The following is a 20,144-nucleotide window of genomic DNA, read 5'->3' as shown; positions in this document are numbered from 1 at the left end:
GTATGGTACGGATAATCGTTTCCATCAAGCGAAAATTTTCTGCGTTGCAGAATGGATTGCCCGGTGTGGTGGAAAACGTGACCCTAAAGTCGGATTCCGGCCGCCAGCCGCCCATAATCCGCTTCGCGCTGATGAAAGCTTCGGCGGAACGAGAAGAAGCGCGACGGGTCGCTGTAGGTGCAGTGGCGGGACCATTCCGCCTCGCCGATTCCCGCCTCGCGCAGCCGGTGCGCGGCAAAGCCCGGCAGGTCGAACTGGTACTTGTCCGCCGCTTTTCCGCCGGCAAAGAACCGCTGGTAGGCCGGGTCCTCGTCGAGGAAGCGTTCCAGGAATTCCTGCCCGACCTCGTAGGCGGCCTGGCTGATCGTCGGGCCGATCACCGCGCGGACGGAGCCGCGTTTCGCGCCGAGCGATTCCATCGCGTCCAGGGTCGCTTCCAGCACTCCGCCGATCGCGCCGCGCCAGCCCGCATGGGCCGCCGCGACCACGCCGGATTCTGCATCTGCGAAAAGAACCGGCGCGCAGTCGGCGGTCAGGATCATCAGCACCACGCCGGGCGTCGCGGTGGCGATCCCGTCCGCTTCGGCGAGCGGTTTCGAGGTCGGCGCGTCGACGGTGATGGCGGTGGCCGAATGCACCTGGCTGACCGCGGCGATGTCCTCGGCATGGGCGTCCAGCGCACCGGCGGCGCGCGTGCGGTTGATCTTCACGACCTCCGACTGGTCCGATGACCCGAATCCGCAGTTCAGCCCCGAATAGATGCCGGAGGAGGCGCCGCCCTTGCGGGTGAAGAAGCCGTGGCGGACGGGGGAGAGCAGATCGGAAGTGATTATTTCTAGGGCCATGGATGCAGTCCGGGGAGCGGGACGCTTCCTGCGGAAGCGATGCCGAGCGTCTTGAATACCGTTCCCATTTCGCCGGGATGGGTCAAGCGCCGATGTGCCGCGACATGGCTGTCCAGCCGCGCGCCGGAGAGGCCGCGGGCCAGTGCCTGCGCGCGTTCGGTGATGCCGAGCCGCTCCAGAAACACCCCCTGCGGCACAAGCGCCGAGACCGCGCAGCCCTCCGCGGCGCGCGCCAGCGCCTCGAAATCGACATGTGCGGTCAGGTCGGCCTCGCCGGGATCGTCCAGCGGATCGGCGCGGCCGTGGCGCCGCACCGCCTGCAGCGTGTCGCCGCGCGAATGCCAGCCGCCGTAGTCGACGAACAGGGCCGCGCCGCCATGGGCGCGGATGCGCCGGGCGACCTCGCCGGCGATGGCGGGCAGGGCGGGGCAGATCTCGACCACCTCGCCGGGGGCGGTGTCGTCCAGCCGGCGGTCCAGCGCGGCGATCGGCGCGGCGGGGCCGAGCCCGAAAGCCAGCCTGCCGTCCTGCGCTCCGACCTGGCGCTCCCGCCAGCCGCCCGGATCGCGGACGAACTGCCGGATCGGCAGCGCGTCGAAAAATTCGTTGGCGACGAGGAACAGCGGCAGGTCCGGCAGGTCCTCGGCCCGGTCCGCCCATCTTGGCGCGGCATCGGCGAGCGCCGCGGCCTGCAGGCGGCGCAGTTTCGGCGAGGCTTCCACCAGCAGGATCCGGGCCGCTTCGCGGAAGCCCGGCACCGCGCGGGCCACGCGCCAGATATCGGCCATCAGCGTGCCGCGTCCCGGCCCGAGCTCGGCCAGGCAGAACGGGGCGGGGCGGCCGCGGTCGATCCAGGCCTGGGCCAGCCAGAGCCCGGCCATCTCGCCGAAAAGCTGGCTGATTTCGGGGGCGGTGGTGAAATCGCCCTGCGCGCCGAAGGGCTCGCGCGCGGTATAGTAGCCGTGCTCGGGATGCAGCAGGCAGTCGGCCATGTACTCGGCCACCGAGATCGGCCCCCCGGCCGCGATGCGGCGCAGCAGGAGATCGCCCAGCGGCGTCATGCCTTCGGGCGGCGCAGCGTCACCGCGAGGATCGCGAGTCCGAGCAGGAGCATCGGCAGGGACAGCGTCTGGCCCTGGGTCAGGCCCCAGTCGCCGATCCGGATTACATGGCCCCAGGGATTGTCCGGGGTGATGAACTGGGCATCGGCCTGGCGGAAGTTCTCGACGAAGACCCGCGCCGCGCCGTAGCCGGTGAAGAACAGCCCCGCGACCCGGCCGGGCGAGCGCAGCCAGCGCAGCTTGACGGCGACGAACCAGATGGCTGTGCCGAGCAGCAGTCCCTCCAGCCCCGCCTCGTAGAGCTGCGAGGGATGGCGCGCGCAGGCCTCGGTGGCGGTGGCGCAGGACTGGGCCTCGTAGCCGGGGAAGATCACGCCCCACGGGACATCCGTCGGGCGGCCCCAGAGTTCGGCATTGATGAAATTCGCGATCCGCCCGAGGAACAGCCCCGGCGTCACGGCCAGCGCCATGCAGTCCGCGACCGAGGCGACCGGCACCTTGTAGCGTCGGCAGAACAGCAGCCCGGCGATGGCAACGCCGAGCAGCCCGCCATGGAAGGACATGCCGCCCTGCCAGAGCTTCAGGACCTCGGCCGGGTGGGCCAGGTACCAGGAAGGCTGGTAGAACAGCACGAAGCCCAGCCGGCCGCCGAGGATCACGCCGAGGATCACCCAGGTCAGCATCGCCTCGGCCAGGTCCGGCCCCATCGGCGGGCGGCCCTCCGGCCAGAGCGGCGGGCGGCTGACCGCGCGGCGGATGATGAACAGGCCGGCCAGGAGGCCGGCGATATAGGCGAGCGCGTACCAGCGGAGCGCAAAGGCAAAGCCGCCGATCTCGAAGGAGAAGATCTCGGGGGAGAGATCGGGAAAGGGAATCGCGAGCAGCATGGCCGCCTGATGGAAGCCCGCGCCCCCCAAGTCAACGCGGTTCCTCGCGCGCGGCGGCGCGGCGGCGGTGCGACGCCTTTTCCCCGCGGGCGGACTCCCCTACATGTGATGGGGAGTGTTCGTGCAAATCACCCGAGATCAGAGGTTCCCATGCAGACCCGCAACCGCATCTTCGACGACCTGTCCCAGCTGATGACCAACGCGATGGGCGTGGCCCAGGGCGCAAAGGACGAGGCCGAGACCGCCATGAAGGGCATGATCGACCGCTGGCTGGCCGACCGCGATTTCGTCACCCGCGAGGAATTCGATGCCGTCCGCGCCATGGCGCAGAAGGCCCGCGAGGAGAACGAGGCGCTGAAGGCCCGTCTCGACGCGCTGGAAGCCGCGAAGGGCTGATCCTTCGCCTGCGCCCGGCGGTGCGTCCGCCCGGCGTGCCGCCGCCCGGGCGCACGTTCGCGCCCGCGGTCGGCAATGCCCTGCCGTTGCGCCGGTGCCCGGATGGCGGTGCCGCCGGATGAGCCTGCGGACCCGGAGCGTGCTTTCGGGAGGTTGGACGGCGCGTTCCAGCCGACACCGTAGCGGGCGAGGCCGGGGCGCCGGGCAAAGCCGGTCTTTCCGGACCCTCGCAGAACGGAATGTCGCTGCGGCCCGGTGCGGGCCGCAGCGGCTGGTATCCGTCGCGGGCGCCGATGTCGTGGCCCCGTCAGGTGCTTGCCGTCGCATCCTGCCGACCGGACGAAGACAGCGCGGCCCCGGTCGCCGGGGATTTTCGGATGGAAGCCGCACGGCATGGCGGATTTCTGCACGGCAATCGCGCATCCGGCAGGCGAACCGGCGAGGGCGTTGCCCTGGCCGATCCGTGGCGCAGCCCGGCACGACGCAGGCGCAAGGTTCAGACCTTCCGGTCGCATATCGCGCGGCCCGGCCCGTTGGCCATGTTCCCGCTTTCCCCCGGCACATTGCCTTTCACGGCCGCTCCGGCGCCATGCCGTCCCTGTTGCTGCGGGGAAATGCGGCCAGTGCAGGGTCAGTCCCGCGGCGCGGCCGCTCTGGCCAGCCGGTCGTTGATGGCGAGGCCCAGCCCCTCGCCCGGGATCGGCGCGACGGCGATGGCGCGCACCCCGGCGGCATCCATCTGGTGCAGCCTGGTGAAGAGATTGGCCGCTGCCTCGTCCAGATCGCCGCTCTCCGACAGCGTCCAGTCCGACTTCACCGGCCCGAAGCCCAGCAGCGTCTCGCCCGGCAGCGGCTCGGTCACGTTCAGCCGCACGCCTGCGCGCGGCGCGTAATGGCTCGACAGCATGCCCGGCGCAACCGGGGCCTCGCTCACCTCGCCTTCGGCGCGGATCAGCGCCGTTCCCAGCGCCTCCTCCAGCGCCTCGGCGGGCACGCCGCCCGCGCGCAGCAGCCGCGGCGGCCCGGTCAGGTCGAGGATCGTCGACTCCACGCCCACCTGGCAGGGCCCGCCATCGAGCACGGCGGCGATCCGTCCGTCGAGCCCCTCCAGCACGTGCTGCGCCGTGGTCGGGCTGATCCGCCCGGAGGGATTGGCCGAGGGCGCCGCCAGCGGCAGCCCGGAGGCTTTCAGCAGCTTGCGGGCCAGCGGATGTGCGGGCACCCTCAGCGCGATGCTGCGATGCCCGGCCAGCACCCGCGGCGCGATCCCGGCATCGTCCCGCAAGGGCAGGACCAGAGTCAGCGGGCCGGGCCAGAACCGCTCCAGCCGTTCCGCCGCGGCCGGGACCTCGGCAAAGCGCGCGGCATCGGCGGCCCCGGCCAGATGGGTGATCAGCGGATTGAAGCTGGGCCGGCCCTTGGCAGCGTAGATGCCCGCAACGGCACCGTCGTCCAGCGCATTGGCGCCGAGCCCGTAGACGGTTTCCGTCGGGAAGGCCACGCAGGCGCCCTCCTGCAGCAGCCTGGCGGCTGCGGCGATGCCTGGTTCATCGGGAAGAAGCCGTTGCGTCATGGGCGGGATCCGTAACGTGGCGTTCCGGTTGCACGGCCGGAACGGGGCCGCAAGGGTGCTGTCACGCGGCCCTAGCGCCGGATGCGCCGCATGGCAAGCCAGAGGAGGACCCGCATGTCCTATCGCGCCCCCGTCTCCGACCACCTGTTCCTGCTGGAAAGTGTCCTGGGCTATGGCCGGGTGGCTGCCACGGAGCGCTATGCCGAGGCCGGGCCGGAGACTGCGCGGGCAGTGCTGGAGGAGGCGGGCAGGCTCTGTTCCGAGGTTCTGGCGCCGCTGCAGCGGGCCGGAGATGCGCATCCCGCCAGGCTGGCCGATGGCGCGGTAGAGCTGCCGCCGGGCTTTGCCGAAGGCTATCGCGCGATCGCGGAGGGCGGCTGGGTCGGCATCTCGGCCGGTCCGGCGCATGGCGGCATGGGTCTGCCGGTGGCGCTGGCCATGGCGGTCAACGAGATGATGTCGGGCGCCTGCCTGTCGCTGCAGCTCTGCCCGCTGCTGAGCCAGGGCCAGATCGAGGCGCTGGAGCACCATGCCCCGGCGGAGCTGAAGGCGCAGTACCTGCCGAAGCTGGTCTCCGGCGAGTGGACCGGGACGATGTGCCTGACCGAGCCGCAGGCCGGGTCGGATGTCGGCGCGCTGGCCGCCAAGGCGGAGCCGGCGGGGGACGGCATCTACCGCATATCGGGGCAAAAGATCTTCATCACCTGGGGCGACCATCCGATGACGGAGAACATCAGCCACCTGGTGCTGGCGCGGCTGCCCGGCGCGGCACCGGGGACCAAGGGGATCAGCCTGTTCCTGGTGCCGAAGATCCTGCCCGGCGGCACGGCCAATTCGGTGCGCACCGTCAGCCTGGAGCACAAGCTGGGGCTGCACGGCTCGCCCACCGCCATGCTGCAGTTCGAGGGCGCCTCCGGCTGGCTGGTCGGCGCGCCGCACAAGGGCATGGCGGCGATGTTCACCATGATGAACAACGCGCGGCTGGGCGTCGCCATGCAGGGGATCGGCGTCGCCGAGGCAGCTTGCCAGAAGGCGGCGGCCTTCGCGTCGGAGCGGCGGCAGGGCGCTACGCCGGAGCCGGGCCAGGCGGCGATCATCGACCATGCCGACGTGCGGCGGATGCTGCTGGAGACCCGCGCCGACATCTTCGCGGCGCGGGCCATCGCGCTCGGCTGCGCCATCGCCATCGACATGGCCGCGGCGACCGGGGATCCGGCCTGGGCGGCGCGCGCGGCGCTGCTCACGCCCATCGCCAAGGCCTTCGGCACTGAGACCGGCATCCGCGCGGCGGAAACCGGCGTGCAGATCCATGGCGGCATGGGGGTGATCGAGGAGACCGGTGCCGCGCAGTTCTGCCGCGACGTGCGCGTGACGGCGATCTACGAGGGCACCAACGGCATCCAGGCGATGGATCTCGCCGGGCGCAAGCTTGCCGATGGCGGGGCCGCGGCCTTCGCGCTGATCGACGAGATGCAGGACGGGCTGCGCGGCCTGCGCGGAGCGCATGCCGATCTGGCCGACCGGGTCTGGGACGCGGCGGAGGCGCTGCGCGAGGCGACCGAGCGGCTGCTGGCGGCGCGGGAGCCGAATGACCGGTTTGCCGTGGCGGCGCCCTATCTCGCGGGCTTCGCGCGGGTGCTGGGCGGCTGGCACCACCTGCAGGCGGCGGCCGCGGGGGACGAGGGGCGGGCCGCGCTGGCGCGGGTCTACATCCTGCGGATGCTGCCGCTTTCGGCGCCGCTGCTGGCCCAGGCCGGACTGGGCGCGGCCGATCTCTACGCGGTTCCGGCCGCGGCGCTCGTCCCCTGAGCACCGCAGCCCGCCGGAGGGGACAGGCCGCCGCCCCGAGGCCGCGGGGCGTTGAACTGCGCGCCGATCCGGGGCAGGAGCGGGGCAACCCGGAGGCACGCGCGATGACCGCACCCGAGACGATCCCGGCGCAGCTGCGCCATCCCTTTCCCGAGCCGCCCGCCGAGGGCGAGGCTGCCGAGCTGGCCGAGGGCATCCTGTGGATGCGCCTGCCGCTGCCGATGGCGCTGGACCACGTGAATGTCTATGCGCTGGCGGATGGCGACGGCTGGACCATCGTCGATACCGGCATGGACACGCGCCGCACCCGCGGGCTCTGGCAGCGGCTGCTCGATGGCCCGCTGGCCGGGCGCCCGGTGGCGCGGGTCCTCGTCACCCATCACCATCCCGACCATGTCGGGCTGGCCGGCTGGTTCCAGGCCGCGCATGGCGCCGAGCTGGTCATGACCCGCACCGCCTGGCTCTTCGCGCGGATGCTGAGGCTCGACGAACAGGAGGTTCCGCCCGCCGAGACGCTGGCCTTCTGGCGCCGCGCGGGGATGGATCCGGCGGTTCTGGAGGAACGCCGCACGTCGCGGCCGCTGAACTACTGCGATGCGGTGGCCGCCATGCCGCTCGGCTTCCGCCAGATCCGCGAGGGCAGCGAGCTGCGCCTCGGCGGGCGCAGCTGGACGGTGCGGCTGGGCGGCGGCCATGCGCCCGACCAGGCGACGCTCTGGTGCCATGACGAACCGCTGGTGATCGCGGGCGACCAGATCCTGCCCTCGATCTCGCCCAATATCGGCGTCTACGCCACCGAACCGGACGCGAATCCGCTGGCCGACTGGATCGAGAGCTGCACGCGGCTGCTGTCGCATGCGGCGCCGGACCAGCTGGTCCTGCCGGGCCACAAGCTGCCCTTCACCGGGCTGCCCTTCCGGCTGCGGTCGCTGATCGACAGCCATCACGGCGCGCTGGAGCGGCTGCGCGCGCATCTCAGGCTGCCGCATTCGGCGGCAGAATGCTTTCCCGCGCTCTACCGGCGCGACATCTCGGCAGGGGAATACGGGCTCGCCCTTGTGGAAGCCATCGCGCATGTGAACTATCTGAACGCGGCCGGGGAGGTCTCCGGCCTTTTGCGTGACGATGGCGCCATCGCCTGGAAACTTCGGGACTGACGAAATGAGCAAGCTGGCATCCGGCCGCGTGACTTCTTCCGGATTCTGCCGTACCAATTTCGGCAGGCCAGAGGAGGAGGAGACTGATGGCGGAATTCAAGCATGGCACGATGGACATCGCGGATCACGAGAAGACCTTCTCGGGCTTCGTGAAATTCGTGACGCGGGCGGTGATCGGAATCTTCGTGGTCCTGATCTTCCTGGCGCTCGTGGGGGCCTGAGGCTCAGCCGCCGTGCCTTCGGGGCGGGGCTTGCCTCGTCCCTGCTGGCCGCCTGCGCCGAACCGGTGCGCGATCCGCCCGAGGCGGTGGCCCGCGCCCATTACCGCAGCAGCAATCCGCCGTCGCTGACCCTCTACACCAACGTCCGCATCCAGACCGGCAAGGGCGCACATACCGCGCTGGTGATCGACGGGCCGGAACGCGTGGTGTTCAACCCCGCAGGCACGTGGCACCACCCCAAGGCGCCGCGGATCGACGACGTGCATTACGGCTTCACCACGCCGATGGAGGCCTGGTTCATCGACTACCACGCGCGCGAGACCTACTACGTGCGCCAGCAGAAGCTCGAAGTGCCGATGGAGACCGCGTCGGAGGCCCTGCGCCGCGCCGAGGGGATCGGGCCGGTCCTGGCCTCGTTCTGCACCCTGCGGACAACCGACGTGATCAAGCCGCTGCCGGGCTTCGAGAGCTTCCCGCACACGTTCTTCCCGGACGTCGCCAGCGAAGCCTTCGCGCAGTATCCCGGCGTGGTGACGCGGACCTTCTACGACGACAGTCCCGACGACCGCAGCGATATCGGCGGGATCGGCGGCTACGGCTATGTCGGCCAGGGAACCCGTGTCGTCGAGGGCGGCGGACCGATCTAGGCGGGCCGCCGACGCAAGCGGCAGGGCTCAGCCGAAGAGCGCGAGCCCGCCATAGAGCGCGGCCAGCCCGGCGGCGACCGACCAGAGCACCGAGCGGGTCAGGACCCCTGCGGCGGCCGCGGCCAGCGCGGCCAGCAGGCGCGCCGCGTCGGGTTCTCCGCCGGTCGCCTGCGGCCAGAGCACCAGCGGCGCGACCAGCCCCGGCAGCACGGCCACCGGCGTGTAGCGCAGCATCCGCAGCGCCCATTCCGGGAAGCTGCGCTGTCCCAGCAGGCCGAGGAAGGAGAACCGGATCAGGAAGGTTCCGACGGCCAGCCCGGCGATCACGGTCCATACGGCGGTTGCGTTGCCGGTCATCTGCGCTTCTCCATCCAGAGTTCGGTCTGCGCCCCGACGGCCATCGCCGCCAGCGCCGCGACGATCAGGCCGAGGCTGAAGGGGATCCAACTCAGCGCCAGGGCCAGCGCCACCGAGGTTGCCGCCGCCGCGACATGGGCCAGCGTCCGCAGGGCGGGGGCGACCAGCGCGAGGAAGGTGATCGGCACTGCGAAATCCAGCGCGAATCCCTCGGGCACGGCGGCGCCCACCCGCGCGCCGACATAGGTGGCGGCGTACCAGCTGGGCGCGATCATCACCATCGTCGCCAGGAAATACGCCAGCTTCCGCCCGATCGGCGCGTTCCGGTCGGCCTCGAAGGCCGGATGCGCCAGCGCATAGCTCTGGTCGACCAGCAGATAGGCGACGAGCCCGCGCTGCCAGAGCTTTGCCTGCCCCAGATGCGGCGCCAGCGAGGCCGAATACATCGCCATCCGCAGGTTCACCGCCAGCGAAGTCAGCAGGATGATCACCACCGGCGCATTGTCCTGTAGCAGCTGCAGCGCGGTGAACTGCGCCGCTCCGGCGATCACCAGCATGGTGAAGGCCATGGTCTGCGCGATCGGCAGCCCGGCTTCGGTTCCGGCCACCCCGAAGAGCAGGCCGAAGGGCACGATCACCAGCAGGAAGGGCAGGCTGTCCAGCAGGCCCCGCCGGATGGCGGCGTTCGTACTGGTTAACATTGGCAGAACATCCTATTTACGCATGCCCTCCGCTACGCCACTGTTGCCGCCGATGCAATTGCGCAGGCGCCCGGCCGGAGGCGGGGCGGCGGAATGCGCGGGAACCGGAACGGAGCCGGGACGATGACAGCGCCATTGGGCGTGATCCTAGCGGGAGGGCCGGCGGCGCGCATGGGCGGCGCCGACAAGGGGGCGCTGCTGCTCGGCGGGCGCTGCCTCTACGACCGTGCGGTCGACCGGCTGGGGCTGCAGGTGGCGGGGCTGGCGATCAACGCCAACGGCCAGGCCGGGCGGCTCGGGGAATTCGGCCTGCCGGTCCTCTCCGACAGCGTGCCGGGCCATCCGGGACCGCTGGCGGGGGTGCTGGCCGGGCTGGACTGGGCCGCCTCGCGCGGGGCCGCGTCCATCGTGACCGTCGCCGTCGACACGCCCTTCTTCCCGGCGGATCTGGCCGAGCGGCTGGTCCGCGGCGCGGCCCGGGCGGGCACGCCGATCGCGATGGCCGCCACCGAGGAGGACGGGCGGCTGCAGCGCCATCCGGATTTCGGATTCTGGCCGGTCAGCCTCCGCGAGGACCTGCGCAGCGCACTTTCCCAGGGGGTGCGCAAGATGACCTATTGGGCCAGCTCCCATGGGGCGGCGAGCGTGTTCTTCGCCTCGGAGGGGTTCTTCGGCATCGACGGTCCCGGAGATCTGGCCCGTGCCGAGGCGATGCTGCCCGAGATGGACAGCTGACGCGGGGCGTTTCGCGGCCATTGGAGACGGCAGCGGAGCTGCGCAGCCCGGCGGCCGGGCCGCGGCTCAGTCGAACATGCCGACGCAGCGGCCGAGCAGCATGAAGGCGCGGGCCGTGCGGGTTTCGGCCAGGCGGACCAGCGCGGCATCCTCCAGCGCTCCTGCGCGGGCCACGAGCATGAGGTCGAAATGGCGCAGGAAATGGTGCACCGCATCGCGGAAGACCGGGTCCTCGCGCAGCGCGGCGGCGCAGTTGGCCAGCGCTTCCGCATCCCGAACCCCGCCGAGCGCTCCGATTGCACCGCCTCGCTCGCCGGCCGCGAAGCGGCGCCACAGTTCGGGCTTGGGATGGTCGGGCTCCAGGTCATCCATGTAGAGCCCGTTCTGCGACAGCAGCGTCAGCACGTCCTGCGCGGCCTGGATCAGCGGTGCGGCCTGCGGCGCCTTCAGCGCCAGGCGCAGCGCGCGGAACCCGTCGGTATCGTCGGGGTCCTGCGGAAAATTCAGCGCCAGGATGAAATCGCCGACGGTCAGGGGCGGCGGCGTCGGCGCGGTGTCCAGCGCCAGGCTGCCCTGGCTGCCGGGCGCGGCGCCGGGCTGCAGCGGGTCGCGGCGCGAGGCGAAGGACGGGGCAGGGCCGCCGGTCTCCTGCATCCGCTCGGCCGCGCTGGCGGAGCGCACGCCGAAGACCGTGGTCGCGGGCCGGTCGCCGTCGGACGGCTCCTGCCGGGCGGGGGCGGGCGTGTCGCGCCGCGGCGGGACGGCGGCGGCGCGGTGTTCGGCGGTCATCGCCCCGAGCGCATCGCGCAGGGCCGCGGCCTCTTGCCGGGTCAGCCGCAGCGCACGCGACTGGTGCCAGAGCAGCCCGAACAGCACCAGCGGCGCGATCAGGCCGCCCGGGCCGATCGTGCCGGGGGCATAGCGGAACGCTGCGGCGCCGAGGCAGAGCCAGAGCAGGCCGAAGGACGCGGCCAGCTTCTCGGCCGTTCCGGCGCGGGTCGGGGCGGAATTCGGAAAGAGCGGATCCGTTTTCTTCACGGGGCCTTCCTGTGGCGGGCCTTGCCCGGGGAATGGTCGGTCCGGGGCCACCGTCCTGGGCCGCCCCGCCTGTTCCGAGATCTACCCTGATGCCGCGGCTCCGTCAAACCGCGGCGTCGTCCGCCGCGGTGCAGCAGCGGAGCCTTGCCGTCCGTGCCTCAGACGTAGCGGATTGCGAGGATCTCGTAGGATTTCCCGCCGCCCGGAGTGTGGACCTCGACGCTGTCGCCGATGTCCTTGCCGATCAGCGCGCGCGCCAGGGGCGATTTCATGTTCAGCTTGCCGCGCTCGATATCGGCCTCGGGCTCGCCGACGATCTGGTAGGACTTCTCCTCGTCGGTATCCTCGTCCACCAGATCCACCGTGGCGCCGAACTTGATCGTGCCGGAGAGCTTCTTGGGGTCGATGATGTCGGAGCGGCCGAGGATCGCCTCGACTTCCTTGATGCGGCCCTCGATGAAGCTCTGCTTCTCGCGCGCGGAATGGTATTCGGCGTTCTCCGAGAGATCCCCGTGTTCGCGCGCCTCGGCGATGGCCTTGATGATCGCAGGCCGTTCCACCGATTTCAGCTGCTTGAGCTCTTCGTCTAGCCGGGCATAGCCGGCCGGGGTCATTGGTATCTTTTCCATAGGTCTCTACGGTCGAGTTTGGGCGGCCATAGGGCCGGAGCGCATCTGCGCGGTGTCGAGCGACTTTGACATCAGCTTGGGGCGGCGTGCAAGCGGGTCCGTGGCATTGTTTTTGCGGGGCGGGGGATGCCGCCGGACGCAAGCCTACCGCCTGTCTGTCGCTATTCGCCCTTGCGGCGACGGCAGGGGCGGGTAAGGCTCCCGATCGGGCGCGGATGACGGGATCTGCTGCCTCCGGGGTTCTATTGTTGCGCAAACCTTGCGATTGCCGCAAGGAGATTGCGCATGCTTGACGTGCTGCACTGCAGAGCGGTATGCACGGCGCCGGAGCCCGGGAACGGGCAAGAGGATAACCGACCGAAGACAGACAGGGGTCAGGGTAGGCAGATGAGCGAAGTGACGCGCGAAGCGATGGAATATGATGTCGTGATCGTCGGGGCGGGGCCTGCGGGCCTGTCGGCGGCGATCCGGCTGAAGCAGCTGGATGCCGAGCTGCAGGTCGTCGTGCTGGAGAAGGGCTCCGAGGTCGGCGCGCACATCCTCTCCGGCGCGGTGCTCGACCCCTGCGGAATCGACAAGCTCATTCCCGACTGGAAGGAGAAGGGCGCGCCGCTCACCGTGCCGGTGAAGAAGGACAACTTCTACATCCTCGGCGAGGGCGGCCAGATCCGCATGCCGAACTTCGCCATGCCGCCGCTGATGGACAACCATGGCAACTACATCGTGTCGATGGGCAATGTCTGCCGCTGGATGGCCGAGCAGGCCGAGGAGCTGGGCGTCGAGATCTTCCCCGGAATGTCCTGTTCGGAGCTGGTCATGGACGGCGACCGGGTCGCGGGCGTCGTGGCGGGCGAGTTCGGCAAGGAAGCCGACGGCACGCCGGGCCCGGCCTACGAACCGGGCATGGAGCTGCTCGGCAAGTACGTCTTCCTCGCCGAAGGCGTGCGCGGCTCGCTGTCCAAGCAGGTCATCGCCAAGTACGAGCTGGGCAAGGGCAAGTGCCCGCAGAAATACGGCATCGGCATGAAGGAGATCTGGGAGATCGACCCGGAGAAGCATGCCGAGGGCACCGTCACCCACACGATGGGCTGGCCTCTGGGCTCGAACGCGGGCGGCGGGTCGTTCATCTACCACCTGGACAACAACCAGGTCTATGTCGGCTTCGTGGTCCATCTGAACTACGAGAACCCGCATCTCTTCCCCTACATGGAGTTCCAGCGCTTCAAGCACCACCCGATGGTCGCCGAGCTGCTGAAGGGCGGCAAGCGCGTGGCCTATGGCGCGCGGGCGATCACCGAGGGCGGCTGGCAGTCGCTGCCGAAGCTGACCTTCCCGGGGGGCGCGCTGCTGGGCTGCTCGGCGGGCATGGTCAACGTGCCGCGGATCAAGGGCAACCACAACGCGATGCTTTCGGGCATGGCGGCCGCCGAGGCGGCCTTCGACGCGATCCAGGCGGGCCGGTCCGGCGACGAGCTGACCGGGTACGAGACCGAAGTGCGCGAGGGCGCGATCGGCAAGGATCTGAAGCCGGTGCGCAACGTCAAGCCGCTCTGGTCGAAATACGGCCTCGCCGCGTCCCTGACGCTGGGCGGGCTCGACATGTGGACCAACACCTGGGGCTTCTCGCTCTTGGGCACGATCGGCCACGGCAAGTCGGACGCGGCCGCGACCGGCAAGGCGGCGGACCACAAGGTGATAGAGTATCCGAAGCCCGACGGCGTGCTCAGCTTCGACCGGCTGACGAACGTGAGCTTCTCCTTCACCAACCACGAGGAAAGCCAGCCGGCCCACCTAAAGCTGGCCGATCCCGATCTGCCGGTGAAGGTGAACCTGCCGCAATATGGCGGGCCGTCGGCGCGCTACTGCCCGGCGGGGGTGTACGAGTTCGTGGGCGAGGGTGCGGACGTGAAGTTCCAGGTGAACTTCCAGAACTGCGTCCACTGCAAGACCTGCGACATCAAGGATCCGTCGCAAAACATCACGTGGACGACGCCCCAGGGCGGCGACGGGCCCAACTATCCAAATATGTGAACATGTGACGGATTTCCGCCGATGAGGCGGGTTTCCGTTGCGGCAGCAGTTGTTGCGAATATGAGGAGGTGGTTCCCTGCCGGGGCCCACCTCTTTCATTTTCAGGACCTTGCCCATGCTTCCCGGCACCAACGTAACGCTCGAGATCTTTTCCCCGGTCCTCTCCAACCCGATCGCCAGCACCGGCGTGGCGGAGATTTCCGCGCTCGTGGTCGAATTCAACGACACCGAATACTACGACCTGAACGGCGATCCCTACTACGTCGTCCCGGCCGTCCTCGACATCCGCGGCAGCTTCATCGACTATCGCGTGAAAGCCTCCGGCTCCTTCACCAATGTCCCCGATGACGGGTTCAACGGCTACAAGCTGAGCTTCGACGGGCTGGGCGGTGACAGCGGCGTCACCATCCGCGACGTCCGCCTGCTCGGCGACTTCAACTCTCTCGACGTCCCCGAAGAGAATCTCAGCTTCACCGCGACCTCGGCCATGCTCAATGTCGACGGCCTCCGCTACGCGACGGGCGAGGGCGTCACGGCCGTGGTCGACTTCAAGATCGAAGGCACCGAGGGCTGGGATGTCCGCGCGGGCGGCGAGGGCGACGACAAGGTGCTGGGGCGCCAGGGGCGGGATATCCTCGCCGGCGGCGAAGGCGACGACACGCTGGTCGGCGGCATGGGCATGGACACGCTCGACGGCGGCCCCGGCAAGGACCGGCTGATCGGCGGCTACGGGCCGGACACCTTCGTCATGAGCGCGGGCAGCGGCCGCAGCCAGGTGATGGATTTCGCCGAGGGCGACCGCATCCTGGTTCAGACCGGCGCCGAAGGCATCGATGACCTGGAGATCAGCGCGCGCAACGGCAAGGTCGTGATCGAGGACGGCGACGCCGTGGTCATTCTGGAGGGAACGTCGCCCGGGGACATCGGCGAGGAGGATTTCGTCTTCGCCTTCTGAGCCCGCCCGGGGCGCCCGTCACTTGGCGGCGGCGGCCGCTTCCTTCGCGGCCTTCATGTAGGCCTGGGTCTTCTGGAAGAATTCCTCTGCCGCGGCGCGCTGGTCGCCGAGAATGGCGACGCGTTCCGATTCGCGGCGAATCTTGGTCGCGGACTCGTCGTTCGACAGCTGTTGCTGGCGCAGCTGCTGCGTCGTCTGAAGGGCCTTCATGAATGCGAAGGAATTCAATGCCGGATTGAGTTTCACCATGGTGCCTTCCCCACTTTCCCGTTCTGCCCCTCGGGTAAAATAGCGCAAATTTAAGTCTTCGTGTGATGAAGATGCTGAGAATTTTAGGAAAATCTGGCCGACCCTTCCGGGGCGTCCCTCGGCGGGGAGCGGAACCGGGCCCGGGCGCCTTGCGTTCGCCTGCCAGACGGGCCAGCCTAGCGCCCGGAATCCGGTAACAGGCCGGCGCGAGCCGGGGAGCGTAACGATGAAACTCTACCAATACGACCACTGCCCCTTCTGCGTGCGCGCCGACATGGTGGCGAGCTGGCGGAAGGTCCCGCACGAGAAGGTCTACCTGCTCAACGATGACGAGCAGGCCCATTACGACCTGATCGGCGCGAAGATGGTCCCGATCCTGCAATTCGACGACGGCAAGGCGATGGGCGAGAGCCTCGACATCGTGGCCGAGCTCGACGGCATCGAGACCGGCGCGCCGACGCTCGATCCCTGGGACGAGGTCGCCCCGCAGATGCAGGCGCTGGCCTCGGCCAACCGCGCGGTGAACTGCCTGCTCTTCCCGCGCAATGTCCGGCTCGGCCTGCCCGAATTCGAAACGCGGACGGCCATCGGCTATTTCACCGAGCGCAAGGAGGACATCATCGGCATCTCCTTCGGCCAGGCGCTCGAGGAAACCGCGGCGCACAAGGCCGAGGTCGAGGCGATGCTGGCCGCCATGCCGCCGTTGGATCTGCCCGGCGACCGGCTGCGCATGGGCGACGTGCTGATCTATCCGCAGCTGCGCAACCTGACGATGGTCAAGGATCTGGCCTTCCCGGACTGGGTGCGCGCCTATGTCGACCATGTCACCGCGCTTTGCGGCACCCATTCCTATGACGATCGCGCGATCTGATCCCGCACCGGCCCCGGGCCTGCCTGCGCGGATGGACACGCGCTGCAGCGGGCTCTAGGGTCGGGGCAACACGTCCAGACGGAGACATTCGAAGGTGTTCCGAAACAAATCCCGCCTCCTCGCCGCCGCCCTCTGCCTCGGGCTGGCGCCTGCCGCCGTAATGGGCGGAAATGCCGGAACCTATCTGGCGGGGCGGGTGGCCGGCATGGAAGCCGACCATGCCCGTGCAGCCGAATATTTCACCCGCGCGCTGGCGCTGGATGCGCAGAACCCGGAGCTGATGGAACTGGCGCTGACCGCGCAGGTCAACCTGGGCAATTTCGACAGCGCCTCGGCGATCATGCGGCGGATGCAGGGGGCCGGGCTGCAGGCCAGCCTGATGGACATCGTCCAGCTGGTCGACTGGATGGAGGCGGGCGACTACGCCGCGCTGCGCGGCGCGCTCGGCAGCGGGTTCTCGCTGGGTGACCTGCTGGAAGGCTTCCTCGACCAGCTGGCAGGCGGCTGGGCCGATCTGGGCGCGGGCGACACCGAGGCGGCCATGGCCGCCTTCGACAAGCTGGCCGAGGCGCCGATGCTGCGCGGCGTGGTGCTCTACCACAAGGCGCTGGCGCTGGCGGTTTCGGGCGATTACGCGGCCGCCGAGGCGCTGCTCTCGGGCGAGAGCGATGGGCCGCTGCCGCTGTCGGGCCGCGGGCTGCGGCTGCGCGCCGAGGTGCAGAGCCAGCTCGGCCATTTCGACCAGGCGCTGCAGCTGCTCGACGAAGCCTATGGCGGCTCGGTCGCGCCGCAGATGGCCGACATCGTTGCCAAGCTCGAGGCCGGAGAGGCCATTCCCCTGAGCGTTCCGGACGCCAAGGCGGGGATTGCCGAGGCGTTCTACACCATGGCGCAGGTGCTCTACGGCCAGGCCGGCAACAGCCTGTCGCTGGTCTATGCCCAGGCTGCGCGCCAGCTGAACCCCGGCCATGTCGATGCGCTGCTGATGGTGGCGAGCATCTATGACGAGCAGGGCAACTACGCGCTGGCGAGCGAACTCTACGACCAGGTGCCGCGCGAGCATCCCGCCTATCTGCAGGCCGAGTTCGGCCGCGCCAACGCGCTGCGCTATGCGGGGCGCAAGGATGCGGCGATCGAGGTGCTGAACCAGCTGTCGAAATCCTATCCGGATCTCGTCGAGGTCCAGGTTTCGCTGGGTGACGCGCTGACCTCCGATGACCGCTGGGAAGCAGCCCGCGCGGCCTATGACAAGGCGGTCGCGCTGCTCGACGATCCCGCCCAGGACGACTGGCAGATCTTCTATGCCCGCGGCATCACGCTGGAGCGGCTGGGCATCTGGCCGGAGGCCGAGGCCGATTTCCGCCGCGCGCTGGAACTGTCGCCGGACGAACCCAGGGTGCTGAACTATCTCGGCTATTCGCTGGTCGAGAAGAACGAGAGCCTCGACGAGGCGCTCGACATGATCCGCAAGGCCTCCGCGCAGCGCCCGGATGACGGCTATATCTCCGACAGCCTCGGCTGGGTGTACTACCGCCTCGGCCGCTACGAGGAGGCGGTTCCGCCGATGGAGCATGCCGCCGAGATCATGGCGATCGACCCGGTGATCAACGATCATCTGGGCGATGTCTACTGGGCGGTCGGGCGCAAGCTCGAGGCGCAGTTCATGTGGCGCCGCGCGCTCAGCTTTACCGATTACGGCAGTTCCAACGAGGAAGTCGATCCGGACCGCATCCGCCGCAAGCTGGAGGTCGGGCTGGACAAGGTGCTGGCCGAGGAAGGGGCGGAGCCGCTTGGAACCAACAGCGAAGGCAACTGAGGCCGCTCCGGCCAAGATCAACCTCGCCCTGCATGTGACCGGACGGCGCGAGGACGGCTACCACCTTCTCGACAGCCTGGTGGCCTTTGCCGACATTTCCGACAGCGTGACGGTGGCGCCTGCAGGAGCGTTGTCGCTGCAGGTCACCGGTCCACGCGCGGCCGGCGTGCCCGAAGACGCGCGCAACCTCGTCTGGAAGGCTGCGGAGCTGGCCGGGGCGCCGCCCGTCGCGATCACCCTGGAAAAGCGCCTGCCGGCCGCGGCCGGGATCGGCGGCGGCTCGTCCGACGCCGCGGCCACGCTGCGGGCGCTGGCGCGGCTGGGGCTGGCGGAGCTGCCCGATCCGGGCGCGCTCCTGCCGCTGGGCGCCGATGTCCCGGTCTGCCTGGAGCCGCGCACGGTGCGCATGGAAGGCGTGGGCGAGGAGATCTCTCCGCTGCCCGCCCTGCCGCCGATCTGGGTCGTGCTGGCCAATCCCGGTGTCGAGGTGCCGACGCCCGATGTGTTCCGGGCGCTGGAATGCCGCGAGAACCTGCCGATCCGCGGCCACATGCCGGTGGGGGCCGGGGCGTTCTGTGCGTGGCTCGGCGGCCAGCGCAACGATCTGGAGCCGCCCGCCCGCGCGATCGCGCCGGTGATCGGCGACGTTCTGGCGGCACTGGCGCGACAGCCGGGCTGCATGCTGTCGCGGATGTCGGGATCGGGGGCGACCTGCTTCGGCCTGTTCCTGTCCTGCGAGGCGGCGCAGGGCGCGGCTGCGCTGCTGGCGCGGGCCGAGCCCCGCTGGTGGGTGGAGAGTGGCAAGATCCTCTAGCTTAACGGTTTTCAGTTCCTGAAACGCGAAACGCGCCCCTGAGGGCGCGCTTCGGCATTCAGCTGAGCGACGGGTCAGATGACCCGTTCCACCACGTAATCGGCCAGATCGTGCAGCACGTCGCGCAGCTCCGACGGCGGCAGTTCCAGGATCGCGGCCTTGGCCTTGGCGGCCCAGCCGATCGCGGTCTCGCGGGTCGACTCCATCGTGCCGTGCTTGGCCAGCAGCGCCAGGGCCTGGTCGAGATCGCCCTCTTCCTGGCGGCCGCGCTCGATCGTGCGCTTCCAGAAGTCGCGCTCCGTGCCGTCCGCTGCGGCTATGGCCCGAATCACGGGAAGCGTGAGCTTGCGCTCGCGGAAGTCGTCGCCGATGTTCTTGCCGATCTCCGTGCCCGCGCCGCCGTAATCCAGAAAATCATCGACGATCTGGAAGCAGATTCCCAGCGCGTCGCCATAGCCGTAGAGCGCCTTGACATGCGCCTCGGGCGCGCCCGCGATCACGCCGCCGACCTCGCAGGCCGCGGAGAACAGCGCCGCGGTTTTGCCGCGGATCACGTTCAGGTAGACATCCTCTCCGGTCGAGAGGTTCGAGGCGGCGGTCAGCTGCAGCACCTCGCCCTCGGCGATGACCGCGGAGGCGTCGGAGAGGATCTCCAGCACGCGCAGGTTGCCGGGCTCCACCATCAGCCGGAACGAGCGGGCGAACAGGTAGTCGCCCACCAGCACCGAGGACTTGTTGTCCCACAGCAGGTTCGCCGTCGGCCGCCCGCGGCGCTGGCGGCTCTCGTCCACCACGTCGTCATGCAGGAGCGTCGCGGTGTGGATGAATTCGACCGTCGCGGCCAGCTTGACATGGTCGGTCCCGCCGTACCCGCAGAGCCGTGCAGCGGCGAGCGTCAGCATCGGCCTCAGCCGCTTGCCGCCCGCTTCGACCAGATGCGCGGTGACTTCGGGAATGCGCGGCGCATGTTCCGAGGCCATCCGCTCGCGGATCAGCACCCCGACCGCATCCATGTCGCCGGCCAGAATCTGCGCCAGCTTCTCGTGTGGTTTAACTGCTGCCTCGTCCAATCCCATCACGCTTCCGTCAATACTCTCGACATCTTTGCCGGGTAATTTTTAACTGCCTGACATGAGAGAGCTTTTGCGCACGACCGATCCGACAATCATCGCCTTCGCCACCGCCCTTCTCGATGGAGAGGGTATAGACTGCTTCCCGATGGACGTCCACATGAGCGTTCTCGAAGGGTCGATCGGGGTCTTGCCAAGACGCCTCATGGTGCGGGACGGGGAATACGCGCATGCCGCCATCGTGTTGAGGGACAACGGGATAGTGCCGAGCGAATGAGAGAC

General features: G+C 69.5%; 22 protein-coding genes. 12 read left to right on the top strand and 10 right to left on the bottom strand.

The genetic code is table 11. The features are described 5' to 3' along the window. Positions 1-83: 83 nt before the first annotated feature. Genes pgeF through lgt form a run of 3 tightly spaced genes read right to left on the bottom strand, consistent with a single transcriptional unit; the run spans position 84 to position 2,793 of the window. Positions 84-845, bottom strand: coding sequence for a peptidoglycan editing factor PgeF (gene pgeF, locus HCC78_RS13415; RefSeq protein WP_172329293.1), 762 nt, complete (start codon positions 843-845; stop codon positions 84-86). Continuing rightward, on the bottom strand, positions 836-1,906 hold the full coding sequence (locus HCC78_RS13410; protein ID WP_172329292.1) for a class I SAM-dependent methyltransferase: 1,071 nt from the start codon (positions 1,904-1,906) through the stop codon (positions 836-838). The genes pgeF and HCC78_RS13410 overlap by 10 nt, the downstream gene beginning before the upstream one ends. Continuing rightward, on the bottom strand, positions 1,903-2,793 hold the full coding sequence (gene lgt, locus HCC78_RS13405) for a prolipoprotein diacylglyceryl transferase (protein ID WP_172329291.1): 891 nt from the start codon (positions 2,791-2,793) through the stop codon (positions 1,903-1,905). Before lgt ends, HCC78_RS13410 begins: the two co-directional genes overlap by 4 nt. 150 nt (positions 2,794-2,943) lie before the next feature. On the opposite strand from lgt, the gene HCC78_RS13400 reads away from it, so the two are divergent. Then, the gene (locus tag HCC78_RS13400) at positions 2,944-3,189 is read left to right on the top strand and encodes an accessory factor UbiK family protein (protein WP_172329290.1); all 246 of its coding nucleotides are present in this window, start codon (positions 2,944-2,946) and stop codon (positions 3,187-3,189) included. Between the two features lie 631 nt (positions 3,190-3,820). Here HCC78_RS13400 and HCC78_RS13395 read toward each other — a convergent pair. Further along, on the bottom strand, positions 3,821-4,762 hold the full coding sequence (locus HCC78_RS13395; RefSeq protein ID WP_172329289.1) for an L-threonylcarbamoyladenylate synthase: 942 nt from the start codon (positions 4,760-4,762) through the stop codon (positions 3,821-3,823). Between the two features lie 114 nt (positions 4,763-4,876). Between HCC78_RS13395 and HCC78_RS13390 the strand changes: the two genes are divergently transcribed. The 4 genes from HCC78_RS13390 (at position 4,877) to HCC78_RS13375 (ending at position 8,596) form a co-directional block, all read left to right on the top strand. After that, complete coding sequence (locus HCC78_RS13390; protein WP_172329288.1) at positions 4,877-6,571, top strand: acyl-CoA dehydrogenase; 1,695 nt, start codon at positions 4,877-4,879, stop codon at positions 6,569-6,571. A 104-nt stretch (positions 6,572-6,675) separates the two neighbouring features. Further along, positions 6,676-7,728 (top strand): MBL fold metallo-hydrolase, encoded by a 1,053-nt coding sequence (locus HCC78_RS13385; RefSeq protein ID WP_216671145.1) that lies wholly within the window; start codon positions 6,676-6,678, stop codon positions 7,726-7,728. Between the two features lie 86 nt (positions 7,729-7,814). Continuing rightward, the gene (locus HCC78_RS13380) at positions 7,815-7,949 is read left to right on the top strand and encodes an aa3-type cytochrome c oxidase subunit IV (protein WP_172329287.1); all 135 of its coding nucleotides are present in this window, start codon (positions 7,815-7,817) and stop codon (positions 7,947-7,949) included. A gap of 65 nt (positions 7,950-8,014) precedes the next feature. Next, positions 8,015-8,596 carry a hypothetical protein gene (locus tag HCC78_RS13375; RefSeq protein ID WP_172329286.1) on the top strand — a complete coding sequence of 194 codons (582 nt, stop codon included), beginning with the start codon at positions 8,015-8,017 and terminating at the stop codon, positions 8,594-8,596. A 27-nt stretch (positions 8,597-8,623) separates the two neighbouring features. On the opposite strand, the gene HCC78_RS13370 is transcribed toward HCC78_RS13375, so the two are convergent. Both HCC78_RS13370 and HCC78_RS13365 read right to left on the bottom strand, forming a co-directional pair. Further along, on the bottom strand, positions 8,624-8,953 hold the full coding sequence (locus HCC78_RS13370) for an AzlD domain-containing protein (RefSeq protein ID WP_172329285.1): 330 nt from the start codon (positions 8,951-8,953) through the stop codon (positions 8,624-8,626). Further along, positions 8,950-9,654, bottom strand: coding sequence for an AzlC family ABC transporter permease (locus HCC78_RS13365; RefSeq protein WP_172329284.1), 705 nt, complete (start codon positions 9,652-9,654; stop codon positions 8,950-8,952). The genes HCC78_RS13370 and HCC78_RS13365 overlap by 4 nt, the downstream gene beginning before the upstream one ends. A gap of 123 nt (positions 9,655-9,777) precedes the next feature. Between HCC78_RS13365 and mobA the strand changes: the two genes are divergently transcribed. Continuing rightward, positions 9,778-10,389: a molybdenum cofactor guanylyltransferase MobA gene (gene mobA / locus HCC78_RS13360; protein ID WP_172329283.1), complete on the top strand. Its 612-nt coding sequence runs from the start codon at positions 9,778-9,780 to the stop codon at positions 10,387-10,389. A 66-nt stretch (positions 10,390-10,455) separates the two neighbouring features. On the opposite strand, the gene HCC78_RS13355 is transcribed toward mobA, so the two are convergent. Both HCC78_RS13355 and greA read right to left on the bottom strand, forming a co-directional pair. Continuing rightward, complete coding sequence (locus HCC78_RS13355; RefSeq protein ID WP_172329282.1) at positions 10,456-11,427, bottom strand: hypothetical protein; 972 nt, start codon at positions 11,425-11,427, stop codon at positions 10,456-10,458. A gap of 158 nt (positions 11,428-11,585) precedes the next feature. Further along, positions 11,586-12,056: a transcription elongation factor GreA gene (gene greA / locus HCC78_RS13350; RefSeq protein ID WP_172329281.1), complete on the bottom strand. Its 471-nt coding sequence runs from the start codon at positions 12,054-12,056 to the stop codon at positions 11,586-11,588. A gap of 387 nt (positions 12,057-12,443) precedes the next feature. Between greA and HCC78_RS13345 the strand changes: the two genes are divergently transcribed. Next, a complete protein-coding gene (locus tag HCC78_RS13345; RefSeq protein WP_172329280.1) occupies positions 12,444-14,087 on the top strand; it encodes an electron transfer flavoprotein-ubiquinone oxidoreductase in 1,644 nt (547 codons plus the stop codon). 115 nt (positions 14,088-14,202) lie between these two features. Continuing rightward, a complete protein-coding gene (locus HCC78_RS13340; protein WP_172329279.1) occupies positions 14,203-15,042 on the top strand; it encodes a calcium-binding protein in 840 nt (279 codons plus the stop codon). 18 nt (positions 15,043-15,060) lie between these two features. On the opposite strand, the gene HCC78_RS13335 is transcribed toward HCC78_RS13340, so the two are convergent. Then, positions 15,061-15,339 (bottom strand): hypothetical protein, encoded by a 279-nt coding sequence (locus HCC78_RS13335; protein ID WP_172329278.1) that lies wholly within the window; start codon positions 15,337-15,339, stop codon positions 15,061-15,063. Between the two features lie 178 nt (positions 15,340-15,517). Here HCC78_RS13335 and grxB point away from each other — a divergent pair, with 178 nt between their 5' ends. The 3 genes from grxB to HCC78_RS13320 all read left to right on the top strand — a co-directional run bounded on the left by grxB (position 15,518) and on the right by HCC78_RS13320 (position 18,792). Continuing rightward, the gene (gene grxB / locus HCC78_RS13330) at positions 15,518-16,162 is read left to right on the top strand and encodes a glutaredoxin 2 (RefSeq protein ID WP_172329277.1); all 645 of its coding nucleotides are present in this window, start codon (positions 15,518-15,520) and stop codon (positions 16,160-16,162) included. A gap of 94 nt (positions 16,163-16,256) precedes the next feature. After that, a complete protein-coding gene (locus HCC78_RS13325) occupies positions 16,257-17,978 on the top strand; it encodes a tetratricopeptide repeat protein (protein ID WP_371743830.1) in 1,722 nt (573 codons plus the stop codon). Continuing rightward, complete coding sequence (locus HCC78_RS13320) at positions 17,953-18,792, top strand: 4-(cytidine 5'-diphospho)-2-C-methyl-D-erythritol kinase (RefSeq protein ID WP_172329276.1); 840 nt, start codon at positions 17,953-17,955, stop codon at positions 18,790-18,792. Before HCC78_RS13325 ends, HCC78_RS13320 begins: the two co-directional genes overlap by 26 nt. 74 nt (positions 18,793-18,866) lie before the next feature. Here HCC78_RS13320 and HCC78_RS13315 read toward each other — a convergent pair whose 3' ends face one another. After that, positions 18,867-19,868 (bottom strand): polyprenyl synthetase family protein, encoded by a 1,002-nt coding sequence (locus HCC78_RS13315; RefSeq protein ID WP_172329275.1) that lies wholly within the window; start codon positions 19,866-19,868, stop codon positions 18,867-18,869. A gap of 55 nt (positions 19,869-19,923) precedes the next feature. Between HCC78_RS13315 and HCC78_RS13310 the strand changes: the two genes are divergently transcribed. Beyond that, a complete protein-coding gene (locus HCC78_RS13310; RefSeq protein WP_172329274.1) occupies positions 19,924-20,139 on the top strand; it encodes a DUF2007 domain-containing protein in 216 nt (71 codons plus the stop codon). Positions 20,140-20,144 lie beyond the last annotated feature (5 nt).

Source organism: Mangrovicoccus sp. HB161399 (genome assembly GCF_013184745.1).
Classification (GTDB): domain Bacteria; phylum Pseudomonadota; class Alphaproteobacteria; order Rhodobacterales; family Rhodobacteraceae; genus Mangrovicoccus.
Note: the sequence above shows the minus strand (reverse complement) of the source record. Positions and strands in the feature narration are given on the sequence as shown.